The sequence below is a fragment of the Ruminococcus bicirculans (ex Wegman et al. 2014) genome, assembly GCF_000723465.1.
Classification (GTDB): domain Bacteria; phylum Bacillota; class Clostridia; order Oscillospirales; family Ruminococcaceae; genus Hominimerdicola; species Hominimerdicola aceti.
Genome location: NZ_HF545616.1, coordinates 1,666,153 through 1,680,187 on the forward strand (window position 1 = coordinate 1,666,153; position 14,035 = coordinate 1,680,187).

Here is a 14,035-nt window from a genome sequence, read left to right on the forward strand (position 1 = left end):
ATTATTATTCGGCACTGCCGCCTTTGAGAAGCTTTTCAAGGGTCTGAAATTCTTTCTTTTTGAAGTCGCTCGTGGCGTCGGTGTAGACGTTCATCGTGGTGCTGAAATCTGAATGGCCGAGGACGTTGCAATTTTATCAATGTCTTTTCAAAAAAACAATCACTAGTCCATTTTTGTAGAAAATCTATTGAATAATTCGTCAAAATGTGGTATAATTAGTTAGATTATATTATGCGAAAGGACAATGCTGGATGAGTAAACCTATTACTTCTATACCGAGTGCTAATATCTTGCTTTCTTCGCTTCGCTCTGTGGGATATACTCCTGAAACAGCAATAGCAGATATTGTTGATAACAGCCTGTCTGCTAACGCTTCAGCGATTACCATAGAGTTTAACTGGCAAGAGCAAGTTATTATCATTTCAGATAATGGCGATGGTATGTCTGAGCAAGAATTACTGAAATCTATGAATATAGGTTCCTCAGATCCGCTTAATTCGAGAAGCATTCATGACCTTGGGCGATTTGGTATGGGAATGAAAACTGCCTCATTCTCTCTTGGAAAGAAATTAACTGTTCTTGCAAAGACCAGCGGTATCATTAATAATGCGAGCTGGGATTTAGACTATGTCAGAAAAGAGGATAAATGGCAGATACTCGTTGAAGAAAGATCCTCTTTGTCTATCCAACAATTGTCAAATAGAATTTCAGAGTATGACAATGGAACTGTTGTATGCATTTCTAACATCGATAAGGTTATATCATCTAATTCTGCTAACGAGAAGAAAAAATTCTATAAAATGATAGATAACGTGAAAAATCATCTTTCACTTGTGTTCCATAGGTTTATGGAATCGGGGAAAATGTCTATTATTGTAAATAGAACGCCGCTAACTCCATGGAACCCCTTTATACCAGACAACAAAGCTCGTCAGGAATTAGAGCCTGAGGAAGTAAACGAAAATGGTCATAAGGTTGTGATACGCCCCTATGTCCTTCCGCATAAAACCAAATTTGCAAATGATGATGAAGTTAGAGCTGCCGGAGGATATAAAGGTTGGCTTCACCATCAAGGCTTTTATGTTTATCGAAATAAACGCTTAATCATATATGGAACGTGGTTTGGATTATTTAAGAAGGAAATGTCCTTTAACCTAGCAAGAATACAGTTGGATATATATTCGGACAGTGACTTTGACTGGCAGATAGATATAAAAAAGTCAAAAGCTGTTCCTCCAGCTTATACTGATGATATTATTCGGATCGCTGCTGAGAAAGCAACAAAGCAATCGGTAAAGGTATATAATTCAAGAGGTACATATTCTGATCGGAAAGGAAATGCACATGCTCCTCAGCTTAGTTATGTCTGGGAACAGCGAAAGGATTCAAGAGGTTCATATTCTTTTTTCCTTAATAAAAAGCATACTTTGCTGAATAAACTAAAAATTACACTTTCTGCCGAACAAAAAGAACTATTAAATGCTTATCTGAACCTTGTTGAAAAATGCTCCCCTATGGAGCTTTCAGGAGTTAATGATATGTCAGTAAGCAAGGGTGTTCTGCCTGAAAATGAATACAACGAACTTGCATACCAAGCTAAACGGTTAATTTCAACCTTAACAATCAACGGCAGCTCAAAAGAAGAAACAGGAAGCCTTTTACAACAACTGCCAGATTACTCTGCCTTGATGGACGATTTTGATAATATATATATGGAGGCCTGCAATGGAACAAAATGAACTGAGAACATACGAAGCCGCTTTTACACTGTGCCTTGGGGAAAAAGAAAAGGGGCTTGAACCGGTTGAAGCCATTAATAAGATCGTAGATATGATGGTACCTCTTGTTTCTAACTCTGAGGATTTAAGAGAATATCTTTATAGAGAGGTTAGTTTTTCGAGTAATGACATAGCATCAATGCTTAGTGCCGATAATCGTAAAGGCAAGGATAAAGAATGGTGGAATAGTCTCAGGCAGACTTCCGGTTTTAAAGGAACATACTGGAACAGGTATAAAGCATATTTATCCGGCACAAAGAAGTGGAGCCAAAAAACCATCGAAAAAAGTATTAACGAACCTACTGACTTTGTCATGAACTGTATCTCAAATCCAAACTCCGGCGTTCCTGAAAAATCATACGGTGCCGTATTCGGTTATGTTCAGTCAGGTAAAACGGCTAACTATATCGGACTTATAAACAAAGCTGTAGATGCAGGATATAGAATAATAATAGTTCTCGCAGGTATGCATAATAACCTGAGAAGCCAGACACAGATGCGTATTGACGAGGAAGTTCTCGGTTTTGAAACCTATAATGTCCCCCTTGTCAAGACACAAATGAAAAAAATTATCGTGACAGCGAAAACTTTGTATAGCCATCCAAAAAACGTAAGCAAAATTTATGCAGCATTGCATACAGACTTGGCTTGGTAAACCTGCACAGGCAACTTGTAGCCAAGCGCCTGATGGGGTCTTTCGTTGTTGTAATCCTTGATGTAACTACCAATCTGCTGGCGCAGCTCTCTGGGATTGCTGTATTCATTGATATAAATCAACTCCGTTTTCAAGCTGCGAAACCAGCGTTCAATTACCACATTATCCACCCATCTAGCTTTTCCGTCCATACTCTGGCGGATATTCTTCGCTTTCAGAAATTCAATATAGTCATTGCTTGTAAACTGGCTGCCCTGATCAGAATTGATAATTTCAGGATTGCCGTATTGTTCCATGGCATTTGTGACTGCTGCTAAAACCGGTGCAGTATCCAGCGTATCAGACAATTCATAGCCCACGATAAAACGGCTGTACCAATCAATAATCGCTGTCAGATACATATGGCTACGCCCCATTTTGATATAGGTGATGTCAATTGACCATACCTGATTTGGTCGGTCAATTTTTAGATTTTTCAGCAGATACGGAAATTTTAAACTGTTCTTTCCGGGCTTTGAAAGATTGGATTTCGGATAAACCGGACAGATATTCATTTCCGCCATATAACGTCTGACAAGCTTTCTGCCGATTGCAATCCCGTCTTCCTGTACAAGCTTTTCTTTGATTTTCCGATGACCAATGTAGCAGAATTTTGTGTGCCAGTAGTCAATACGTGATTTGATGTATTCCTCACGCTCCAAGGCTTTTTCTGCCGGTTCAACAGGCTGATAGTACATCGAAGTGCGGTTGATTTCAAGCAGTTCACACTGTTCCTTAATGTTCAGCCTATCATTCTTCATAACCAGACTTTTCCTTCCAGTCAGGTCCGAGCACTTCTTCAGATTTTTTTTTGAGCCAGTCCACCTGAACTGTCAGGTGACCGATTTTCTGCATAAGCTTTTCTTCCCGCTTTTTTGAGTTCTCAGCTGCTCTTTTTGCTTCCTTTTCTGATTTTGAACCATTAAAGGCACGGGATGCATTCTCAAGAAATTCCTTTTTCCAATTTTTCAGCTGATTGACGTTGATTCCTTCACGACTTGCTATCTCGCTGATCGTCTGCTCTCCCTCCAGTATTTCTATTACGATTTTTGCCTTGTACTCCGGTGTGTATGTGTTCCTCTTCGCCATTATCGTGTCCTCCTGTTTCTTTCTTTTATTATACCACTGTCACGATGTTTTGGCAATTTTGTGTTCAGTTTCTAGGGTACATTATAAACCAGTATAGAGTATTTAAAGAAAAAATCTGGTTTAGTTCCGTCAGTAATAGGTGTTGGTAATCTTAACTTTAAGATGGATAAGTCAATAGAACCTCTTACATCAAGAGATGAAAAAGGCGACTTCACAAAAAATAGAGCAAGTGTAAGTAAACTATACGAACAGCCTAAAATTTTCATTGTAAAAAAGAAAAACACTGTTTTACAATGCATTTATGATAATTTGTCAAAAAATCATGCTATTGTTACGAATCCTGACGGCAAAAAGAAATTCCCATGTGAATATTCGCTCCTTATTATCGATGACGAAGCAGATCAAGCTTCAGTAAATACAAAGTATAAAACTGATCGTAACGGTGAAATAAGTGACGAATCAGATGTATCAAGAATTAATGAATTAATTAGAAAAATATTATCTCTTTTCTCATGCCGTTCCTACGTTGGTTATACTGCCACACCGTATGCTAATGTCTTTATTCCCCCGCAGATCAGCGATGATGAGCTTGAAGATGATTTATTCCCTAAAGATTTTATAGTATGTCTTCCGAAGCCGGCAGGTTATGTTGGAGCGATGGAGTTTTTCGGAGAAGATGAAAACAGCGAAACAATGCCTCTACGCAGAAGAATTACCACCGAACTCGATAATTTCATTGATTCTAAGACCAAGCAGATTATCTCACCGCTTCCTGACGAATTGAAGAAAGCAATTCTTTGCTTTATAATAATAACAGCTGCGAGAAATGTTAGAGGTCAGGTCTTGGAGCCTAACTCTATGCTGATTCATGTCAACAGGCTGAATGACGTTCAGAATTCACTGAAATCAATGGTTGACGATTATTTCAGCGAAGTACAGTCATATATTAACGGCGGTGACACAGAAATAATTGATACCCTGCATGATTTGTGGGACAAAGATTTTGTTCCTACAACAAAGAAAATGCAGCAGGACTTCTCTGCTTACATGGAGGGCGTAGACTGCTCTGATTGGAGCGATGTTGAAACAGAGATCAAGCGTCTTATCGGCAATCACCAGATTAGAGTGTTTGAAATTAACGGAAAAAGCGATGATGTTCTCTGCTATAAAGAATTCAAAGATGAAGACCGTCAGCTTAATGTTATTGCGATTGGCGGAGACAAGCTTTCACGAGGATTAACGCTTGAGGGATTGACAGTAAGCTTCTTTATGCGTTCTTCTCAGATGTATGATACCCTTATGCAGATGGGCAGATGGTTTGGCTTCAGGCCTAAATACACTGACCTTTGCCGGCTTTTTGTTTCTGATGAACTGTTCCGCTGGTTCATGGTTGTTTCTTTTGCGACAGAAAACCTGCGCAACCAGATTCATTATATGAACGAATATAACCGTACACCTATGGATTTCGGTTTAAGAATTGCATCTTACCCTGATATGCTGATCTCAGCAAGAAATAAACTTATAACAGGACAAGAGTGCACCCTTACATTCAGCAATACAGTAAGCCAAACAAGATCAATGGACAGAAATGCGGATACATATAATCTGAACTTTGAAGCGGTGGAAAGATTTATCTCCAATCTTGGAGATATTAGTTCAGATCACTGGGATAAACTTGATAGAAAATCCGGCACCGACCATATTTTTTGGGATGATGTTGATGGAAGCCTTGTGGCTGATTTCTTGTCCGAATACAGAACATCGTCAAACGCAAGCAAAGTCAAGTCACTGTTTTTAGCCGACTATATCCGTGACCAAATTTTGTTAGGCGGACTTACGAAATGGACAGTGTGCCTGAAAAATACTGGACGCAAAAATCCCCCTTTAACCATTGGCGGCTGCAGTATAGGACAAGGTTTGAAAAGAAGCGAAGGTCAATATGAGGCTGATGCTTCTATATGCTCCATAAAATCGCTAAAGTCTAAGGATGAAGAGTACCTTGACTTCTCAAAAGAGCAGTTTGAAGAAATGAAACAGATGAAAGCAAAGGGAGACAGTGACGATAAGATAAGAAAACAACTGAGAACGAGAGACCGTGGTTTGCTTATTCTTTGTCCTCTTGATACAGAAGAAATAGCCGGATTAAAAATAGACGGACAGACATACAAGACACCTTTCGGATTTATTGCTGTATTTCCGGATAATGAAGGAAAAGGAAATGGCAGGACATACCGATTGAATCCTATCGCAATTGAAAATGGTGATGAATTTTGAGTAATGCTATAAAAATATATCAGGAGATCATTGCTGACTTTAAAAAAGCAGAGAATTCCAGTTTAACTGTATTGAATAGAAGTATTCTCCTGAAAAATAAAATACGAATTGTCTATATTGTTGCTGCAAAGGATCACCAGAGAATTATTGCAGTAATGCTGCCCAAAGACTGTACTAAGGAGCCTCTGAGCCGTTTCCCCAAGTGGCACGGAATAGAATTTGCATATGATCATATCACTGAATATCAAAATCCGAACAGTGAGAACGAGTACATAATCATTTCTCAGTCAAAGGACTACGACAGCGGCATTTTTGAAATAATAGCCAACGACATCACCGATCAGCTTGAAAAAATAAGCACTCAAAAGAAAATGATAAGCTGCTTGTCAGACACGTTAAGCAAGTGGAAAAAGTTCTTTGCACTCAATTCCGATGTTATTATGTCGGAGCAATTGCAGGAAGGTCTTTATGGGGAATTGCTTGTCCTACAAAAGCTGATATTCAATTTTGGTGATGAAGCTGTATCATATTGGAGCGGAGCTGATAAGGAAACTCACGATTTTTATGTGAATGGATCTGCGATTGAAGTAAAGACAACATCTGCAAAATCAAATGAAAAGATAAGGATCAGCAGTGAACATCAGCTTAACCCTAAAGATGTGGAGAACACATTGTTTCTGTATGTCAATATGGTAAGAAAGAGCCGCAGCGACGGCACAACTTTACCTGAGATTATTAAATCTATCCATAGCGGTATTTCAGAACCATACAGATCTCTTTTTGAGGAGAAACTGTTTAAATACGGCTATATATCTTCATGTGAAGAGCGATATACGCTGGGATTTCATCTGAGATCGTACCAAACATACAAAGTTGAGGATACTTTCCCAAATATTGTACCAGATAACCTCGATAACGGTATATCAGAGGTAACATACTCACTTGATCTAAACGCCTGCTCAGATTTTGTAATTGAGTGGAGTGATATAATTAATACTTTGAAGGGAGGCATATTAATTGGAGAATCGTGAATTAGATGATTTTAATCAGGAGTTAATAGAAGAAGTCAAGGAATATGCCTCGGAGCATTCTGAAAATACAGAAAGCGCCTTTACAAGCGTTTTTCTATCTTATCTTGCTGATTTTGGCGAATCAAAAACTGCTGATGCAGAAGTAAGCTACTGCATGAAAGAGTCAGAAAAGTTTAAGGTTAATGCGTATGCTTTCAGTGAATATTTTCAAAGCCTCACTCTCATAGTCAGCTGCTATGAAAAGAACGGCAAAATTGAAAAGCTAAACAAATCGGAAACAGCCAAGATATGCAGACAAGCGTCTAAATTCTATAAATTATGCTGTTCAAGCATGAGTGTTCTTGATGAAATGGAAGAATCATCAAACGAATATATGCTTTATGAGTTCATAAAGGAAAATAAAGATAAAATCGAAAATCTTTATGTTGTTCTCCTTACTAATAAGCTTATTAACAGCGATTTGCCGGAAGATGCCATGATAAATAAAACCACCGTAAAATATGATGTGTGGGATATTGAACGTCTTGTTCAGGCTGTCTACCAGAGGAAAGAAGCAGAAAAACTTGTAATACGTTTTAAAAACAAATACAAGTATAGACTGAAACTCATCAAGATACCGCAGGAGAGCGATGTTTATGACTGTTATGTTGGCTACATATCAGGAGAATGCTTAGCGGAAATATACCGTGATGAAGGTCAGCGGCTTATTGAAAAGAATGTCAGATCGTTCCTGCAAGCGACAGGAAAGGTCAATAAGGGCATCAGAGATACATTGAGGAGCAATCCGGCAATGTTCATGGCGTATAACAACGGTATTTCTACGATTGCTGAGAAAGTTGTCATAGATGAAAATGAAAGCACCAATGATTTTATTCTCATAAAAGAGCTTGTCGGCTGGCAAATTGTTAACGGCGGTCAAACAACGGCATCAATATATGCTGCCTTTCAAAACAAAGTGGATCTTTCCAATGTTAATGTTCAGATGAAGCTTACAGTAATTAAAGCTGATGAGCAGATGGATACCGTAATAAGCAACATATCAAGGTACGCAAACAGTCAAAACAAGATTACCATGTCTGATTTCAGTGCTAATGATGATTTCCATATTAAGCTTGAGCAGCTGTCAAGACGTGTGTTCATTCCTGTTGAAAAAGGAAAGCCTTCTCAGCGATGGTTTTATGAACGTGCAAGAGGACAGTACAGTGTTGAAGTTAACAGACAGCTTACTGCTGCATCAAAGAGAAAATATAAAGAGCAAAATCCTAAGAATAAATGCATCTCAAAGACAGTGGCCGCTAAGTGTGCGATGTGTTGGCTGAGACACCCTGATATTGTCAGTAAGGGGTTAGAAACAAACTTTATTAGATATTCTGAAATGATACAGTCCGGTGAAATCCAAGAGCCAGATGAAAAGTTTTATTGCAATCTTATTGCTCAGGTTATTCTTTTTCAGAAATGTGATAAAATAGTAGATGCTCAGAATTTCGGTGGATATAAAGCTCAACTTAATTATTATACGATTGCTCTGCTATCAGAGTATTATGGCGATAGGGTTGATTTCAGCTATATATGGCAGCATCAGAACATATCTCCTGAAATATCACAGCTTATAGAAAATCTATGCTATAAAGTTTGGAATCATTTCATGAATCCAAATACGAATAACGCAAAGGGCGTTAATGTAACTCAATGGTGTAAAAAAGAAGATTGCTGGATAATGCTTAAAGAGCGTTTTCAGAACGATTCTATATAATATGCCGTCAGAATAGGAGAATTAGTGAAATGCATAAGGTAATTGATTTGTTTGCCGGTGCCGGAGGTCTAAGTCTGGGATTTAAGCAAACAGGCAAATATGAAATTGCTGCTGCATTTGAAATAAATCAAAATGCGCAGGAAACATACAAGAAAAATCATTCGGGAACAAAAGTATTTTCTGATGTGTGTTCAGCAGACTTTGTAAAACTAGGAGAGAAACTCGGAAATATAGATGTCGTTATTGGAGGTCCCCCTTGCCAGGGATTCTCAATGGCTAACAGACAGAAGAATCGTATTATAAGCCAAAACAATATGCTTGTAAAGCAATATGTCAGAGCTGTAAAGGAACTAAAGCCTAAGGCATTTGTCATGGAGAACGTTGAAATGCTAAAATCTGACGTTCATAGATTTTATTTGCGTACCGGCGAGACAGAGATAATCGATGAATATAACATTGAAACTACTCCATCAGAGATTCTGCTCTTGGAAGGAAAATACTTCTCAAAAGAAATATTCGAGGATATTCGCAGTCTGCATGAAGTTGAAGCAAGACTTTGGCCTGAGGAAGATTACAAGCTGCTTAACATTGCATATCGTCAGCGAAAAAACCTGAAGAAGTGCAGAGAAGCTTTATACCGCTATCAGAAAAAGTATCTTAAACTTGCAGAAAAGATAAAACAGGCTGATAATAATGGAGTATATGAATGTTTCGACGCAGCAGCAGATGCCATTTTTGACTTCTTTGATAAAATAATAGATGCAGATCAGGTGGTAAAACGCATTGAAAAAACAATTATGATTCAAAGATGTCTTTCACGAATAAAGGAAATCTATGATAATGAACTGCAAATAGATGAGATTATTTGCCAGAACGGTATTGTAGCTGTTATACAGTCATATTCTGTTCTTGAATATATCACTAAGATGCTTGGAAACTACACTTTTAACATGGGAGTACTGAATGCATTGGAATTTGGCGCGCCGCAGAGAAGAAATCGTTTTGTATTTATTGGGGTAAAGAATGAAATTGCTCAAAACATCGAAATGCCCACAGGAACATTTACAAAAGATAATTACAATACTGTAAAAGATGCCATAAAAGATATTGAGAACGTACGAACCGTATTTGAAACATCTGAAGACAGTGGTGCAGAACTAACAGACGATTTTGAACCAACGTCGCTTACCCCTCTTCTCAGAGATAGTAAAAAGTTGTATAATCATATTATTACTAAAACAAGAGCTGTTGCCAAAGCTCGATTTGAAGCTCTTGGACAGGGTGAAAATTTTCATTTCCTTGACGTGACATTAAAAGAAAATACATATACCGATGTTAGCCGCACGCAAAATACTATTTACCAACGTTTAAACTATGAAAAACCGTCTGGTACCGTTGTTAACGTGCGGAAATCTATGTGGATTCATCCAACCATAAACCGAGCAGTTAGCATAAGAGAAGCAGCCAGACTTCAGACATTCCCTGATTCTTTTGTCTTCTGCGGAACAAAGGATTCACAGTATCAGCAAGTCGGCAATGCTGTGCCTCCAATACTTGCTAAAGCTATCGCTGAGCATCTTGCATCATACTTGGATCAAAAGAAAAATGGCTGATAATCATAGTAAAGAAGTCCGCAGTATGAATATGTCACATATTCGCAGCAAGGATACCAAACCTGAAATCATAGTTAGAAGTTTTCTTCATCGCAAAGGCTTTCGTTTCAGAAAAAATGATAAACGGTATCCTGGTAAACCTGATGTTGTACTGCCTAAATATAAAACCGCAATCTATATCAATGGGTGTTTTTGGCATGTGCACAATTGTGATAATTTTGTATGGCCCAAATCAAACACAGAATATTGGACGAATAAGCTTATTAATAACAAAAAACGTGACAAAAAATATCATGACCAAATGAGAGAGAAAGGCTGGAAAGTTATTGTTATTTGGGAATGTGAAATTAATGAGGACAGGCTACAACGTCTTATTTCTGAGATTAAAGGAGAATAAAACATGGCATTAATAACAAAAGATAATATAAAAAAGCTTGATAAAGAAAGAAACAGTGTACATAGTAAAGTTAGAGCCACATATACAACATTCACAAGTGAGGGAAAAAAATACTTTCAAATTGATACCTACGGAAGTCCCACAAGAGAAATGAAGGATAAAATAAGTCAGTCTATTCAAATTGATAAAGATACTGCCAAAGAACTCATTAAACTTATGATGAATATATTTGATATTCTTGACTAATAAATACTAGTGAAAAATGATACTCGAACTGATCAGGCTATGATGGGGTGCAGTTTAATCTGGTTTGCTGTGTTAAAGAAAATTTCAGAGAAATAGTTATTTACAGGATAATATTTGCTGTTGAAAAAAATCGGCATGATGACAAATGAGGGGAGAAAAAATAATGGATAAATTAGTAAAACAGATTGAAAAAATACGTGAAATCAATAAACAGCATAAGCTTGTTATTTTTGTAGGCGCAGGCGTGTCACAAAACTCAGGCGTCTGTTCATGGTGGGAATTAGTTAAAGACATTGCAATAAGAATTGATTATAATGATATTTGTGAAAAATGCAAAATGAAAAATCTAATATGCTCTGAATGTGGGGAAACACTTGAGTTATGTAGCTTTGATAACGATGAATGTCAATACAAACATAATTATTCATCTGATGAATTTCTGAAAATACCTCAATATTTTTATGAAGAGAAAGGCGAAGAGCAATACATTCAGTTGCTAAAAGAAAAATTTGGAGGAAACTATGAATCAAATGAAATTGACAATTTAATTCTTGATATAAAGCCGGAACACATTATAACAACAAATTATGATCATCTACTTGAAGACACCAAGAATATAAACGTTTCAAAATACACCATTATAAAGAGCGATAAAGATTTACTAACTGAGACAGGTAAGCACTATATTATAAAAATGCACGGAGATAAAGATGATTTTAATGAGAATGGAATTAATAATATAGTTCTAAAAGAAGACGATTATCTTAAGTATTCTCATACTCATGAAATAATTGAATCTTATATTAAATCGCTTCTTTTTGATAAAACCTTTATGTTTGTTGGCTATTCTCTTAACGATAATAACTTAAAACTTATAATGAGCTACATAGATTATTATGTTAAGAGTCAAGGGATCAAGAAGTATAACTCGCATTATTTGATTACCAATAGAATTGAACATAAAGAACGTGATAATAAATATTGGGATAATAAAAATGTTGAAGTAGTCGATTTAGCTGCACTATCAAACTTTATGAAAGAAAAAACGCCATGCAGTCTTAATACTTATGGTAAGCCGCTTTTTTCTTTTCTGATGTATATCAAGGATAATAATCTTCCGTTTTATGAAGATAAAAAAGAACAATTAAAATACACATTGTTAAAAAATATTAAATCTGTAGAACCATTCAATCGCATCAGCTATACTACACTATTATCAATAGGTGCTTTCTCACACAATACAGAATTACAGGATGAATCATTAAATATTAATGATGAAACAGAATACAATAATTTGTTGGAAATTCTTGAACAAAATGATTCAGACAGTTCAGAGATAAAAAAATACTTTATTAAATCCGGTGTATACTCAATTCATAATAAAAGTAATTTCAAATATCTTTTGGCATCAGAAGAAAAAACAGACGAACTATTAAATTTATCCATGATATGGGCATATCCCGAGATTATCAAACGATTTCCTAGCATTAAAAATGATTTTGAAAAAGCATATTATAGTTTATTAATATATAAAACAGAAAATAATATTTGCCTTGATATATTATCAAACATTGAACTAGAGATTAATCTAAGAGACTTCAAACAACTGACGCCAAAAGATAAATATCAAATAGCAATACTTAAGTTTAATCAAATAGCAATTGGACTATTACGCTACCAAAAACAAAAGGAACAGCTGGATAATCTCGGGTACTTTCTTGATTCTGTCGCTACAGAAAATAAAACGTTTGAGTGCATAAAAAAGATCTATAATGATAATGGAAAAGTATAATGTACCCTAGAAACTGAACACAAAATTGCCAAAACATCGTGACAGTGGTATAATAAAAGAAAGAAACAGGAGGACACGATAATGGCGAAGAGGAACACATACACACCGGAGTACAAGGCAAAAATCGTAATAGAAATACTGGAGGGAGAGCAGACGATCAGCGAGATAGCAAGTCGTGAAGGAATCAACGTCAATCAGCTGAAAAATTGGAAAAAGGAATTTCTTGAGAATGCATCCCGTGCCTTTAATGGTTCAAAATCAGAAAAGGAAGCAAAAAGAGCAGCTGAGAACTCAAAAAAGCGGGAAGAAAAGCTTATGCAGAAAATCGGTCACCTGACAGTTCAGGTGGACTGGCTCAAAAAAAAATCTGAAGAAGTGCTCGGACCTGACTGGAAGGAAAAGTCTGGTTATGAAGAATGATAGGCTGAACATTAAGGAACAGTGTGAACTGCTTGAAATCAACCGCACTTCGATGTACTATCAGCCTGTTGAACCGGCAGAAAAAGCCTTGGAGCGTGAGGAATACATCAAATCACGTATTGACTACTGGCACACAAAATTCTGCTACATTGGTCATCGGAAAATCAAAGAAAAGCTTGTACAGGAAGACGGGATTGCAATCGGCAGAAAGCTTGTCAGACGTTATATGGCGGAAATGAATATCTGTCCGGTTTATCCGAAATCCAATCTTTCAAAGCCCGGAAAGAACAGTTTAAAATTTCCGTATCTGCTGAAAAATCTAAAAATTGACCGACCAAATCAGGTATGGTCAATTGACATCACCTATATCAAAATGGGGCGTAGCCATATGTATCTGACAGCGATTATTGATTGGTACAGCCGTTTTATCGTGGGCTATGAATTGTCTGATACGCTGGATACTGCACCGGTTTTAGCAGCAGTCACAAATGCCATGGAACAATACGGCAATCCTGAAATTATCAATTCTGATCAGGGCAGCCAGTTTACAAGCAATGACTATATTGAATTTCTGAAAGCGAAGAATATCCGCCAGAGTATGGACGGAAAAGCTAGATGGGTGGATAATGTGGTAATTGAACGCTGGTTTCGCAGCTTGAAAACGGAGTTGATTTATATCAATGAATACAGCAATCCCAGAGAGCTGCGCCAGCAGATTGGTAGTTACATCAAGGATTACAACAACGAAAGACCCCATCAGGCGCTTGGCTACAAGTTGCCTGTGCAGGTTTACCAAGCCAAGTCTGTATGCAATGCTGCATAAATTTTGCTTACGTTTTTTGGATGGCTATACAAAGTTTTCGCTGTCACGATAATTTTTTTCATTTGTGTCTTGACAAGGGGGACATTATAAAGAGATTAATAAACTGAACAACCTTCTTCTTAAAC

Annotated in this window: 11 protein-coding genes; 10 read left to right on the plus strand and 1 reads right to left on the minus strand. The window is 37.0% G+C overall.

Going from position 1 to position 14,035, the window contains the following annotated elements:
- The first annotated feature begins 251 nt into the window (after positions 1–251).
- Positions 252–1,739 carry an ATP-binding protein gene (locus tag RBI_RS07615; protein WP_051706633.1) on the plus strand — a complete coding sequence of 496 codons (1,488 nt, stop codon included), beginning with the start codon at positions 252–254 and terminating at the stop codon, positions 1,737–1,739.
- Entirely contained in the window at positions 1,726–2,433 is a 708-nt protein-coding gene (locus RBI_RS07620) for a hypothetical protein (protein ID WP_038672099.1), read from the plus strand. Before RBI_RS07615 ends, RBI_RS07620 begins: the two co-directional genes overlap by 14 nt.
- On the opposite strand, the gene RBI_RS07625 is transcribed toward RBI_RS07620, so the two are convergent.
- Positions 2,400–3,561 (minus strand): IS3 family transposase gene (locus RBI_RS07625; RefSeq protein WP_242843625.1). Its coding sequence is split into 2 segments (ribosomal slippage): positions 2,400–3,275 and positions 3,277–3,561, totalling 1,161 coding nucleotides; the frame shifts between segments, so codons are not numbered across the junction. The two genes, RBI_RS07620 and RBI_RS07625, sit on opposite strands and share 34 nt — an antisense overlap.
- A gap of 309 nt (positions 3,562–3,870) precedes the next feature.
- On the opposite strand from RBI_RS07625, the gene RBI_RS07635 reads away from it, so the two are divergent.
- The 8 genes from RBI_RS07635 to RBI_RS07675 all read left to right on the plus strand — a co-directional run bounded on the left by RBI_RS07635 (position 3,871) and on the right by RBI_RS07675 (position 13,910).
- The gene (locus tag RBI_RS07635) at positions 3,871–5,835 is read left to right on the plus strand and encodes a Z1 domain-containing protein (RefSeq protein ID WP_158455125.1); all 1,965 of its coding nucleotides are present in this window, start codon (positions 3,871–3,873) and stop codon (positions 5,833–5,835) included.
- Positions 5,832–6,866, plus strand: coding sequence for a PD-(D/E)XK motif protein (locus RBI_RS07640; RefSeq protein WP_038672101.1), 1,035 nt, complete (start codon positions 5,832–5,834; stop codon positions 6,864–6,866). Before RBI_RS07635 ends, RBI_RS07640 begins: the two co-directional genes overlap by 4 nt.
- On the plus strand, positions 6,853–8,619 hold the full coding sequence (locus RBI_RS07645) for an AIPR family protein (protein ID WP_038672103.1): 1,767 nt from the start codon (positions 6,853–6,855) through the stop codon (positions 8,617–8,619). The genes RBI_RS07640 and RBI_RS07645 overlap by 14 nt, the downstream gene beginning before the upstream one ends.
- Positions 8,620–8,648: 29 nt before the next feature.
- The gene (locus tag RBI_RS07650) at positions 8,649–10,232 is read left to right on the plus strand and encodes a DNA cytosine methyltransferase (RefSeq protein ID WP_038672105.1); all 1,584 of its coding nucleotides are present in this window, start codon (positions 8,649–8,651) and stop codon (positions 10,230–10,232) included.
- Entirely contained in the window at positions 10,225–10,629 is a 405-nt protein-coding gene (locus RBI_RS07655) for a very short patch repair endonuclease (RefSeq protein WP_081855993.1), read from the plus strand. The genes RBI_RS07650 and RBI_RS07655 overlap by 8 nt, the downstream gene beginning before the upstream one ends.
- A 3-nt stretch (positions 10,630–10,632) precedes the next feature.
- The gene (locus RBI_RS07660; RefSeq protein WP_038672107.1) at positions 10,633–10,875 is read left to right on the plus strand and encodes a hypothetical protein; all 243 of its coding nucleotides are present in this window, start codon (positions 10,633–10,635) and stop codon (positions 10,873–10,875) included.
- 163 nt (positions 10,876–11,038) lie between these two features.
- A complete protein-coding gene (locus RBI_RS07665; protein WP_038672109.1) occupies positions 11,039–12,667 on the plus strand; it encodes an SIR2 family protein in 1,629 nt (542 codons plus the stop codon).
- A gap of 81 nt (positions 12,668–12,748) precedes the next feature.
- Positions 12,749–13,910 (plus strand): IS3 family transposase gene (locus RBI_RS07675; protein ID WP_242843625.1). Its coding sequence is split into 2 segments (ribosomal slippage): positions 12,749–13,033 and positions 13,035–13,910, totalling 1,161 coding nucleotides; the frame shifts between segments, so codons are not numbered across the junction.
- Positions 13,911–14,035 lie beyond the last annotated feature (125 nt).

Coding starts and splice junctions, on each gene's coding strand:
- RBI_RS07615 (WP_051706633.1), top strand. CDS start 252: ATGAGTAAACCTATTACTTCTATACCGAGTGCTAATATCTTGCTTTCT.
- RBI_RS07620 (WP_038672099.1), top strand. CDS start 1,726: ATGGAACAAAATGAACTGAGAACATACGAAGCCGCTTTTACACTGTGC.
- RBI_RS07650 (WP_038672105.1), top strand. CDS start 8,649: ATGCATAAGGTAATTGATTTGTTTGCCGGTGCCGGAGGTCTAAGTCTG.
- RBI_RS07655 (WP_081855993.1), top strand. CDS start 10,225: ATGGCTGATAATCATAGTAAAGAAGTCCGCAGTATGAATATGTCACAT.
- RBI_RS07660 (WP_038672107.1), top strand. CDS start 10,633: ATGGCATTAATAACAAAAGATAATATAAAAAAGCTTGATAAAGAAAGA.
- RBI_RS07665 (WP_038672109.1), top strand. CDS start 11,039: ATGGATAAATTAGTAAAACAGATTGAAAAAATACGTGAAATCAATAAA.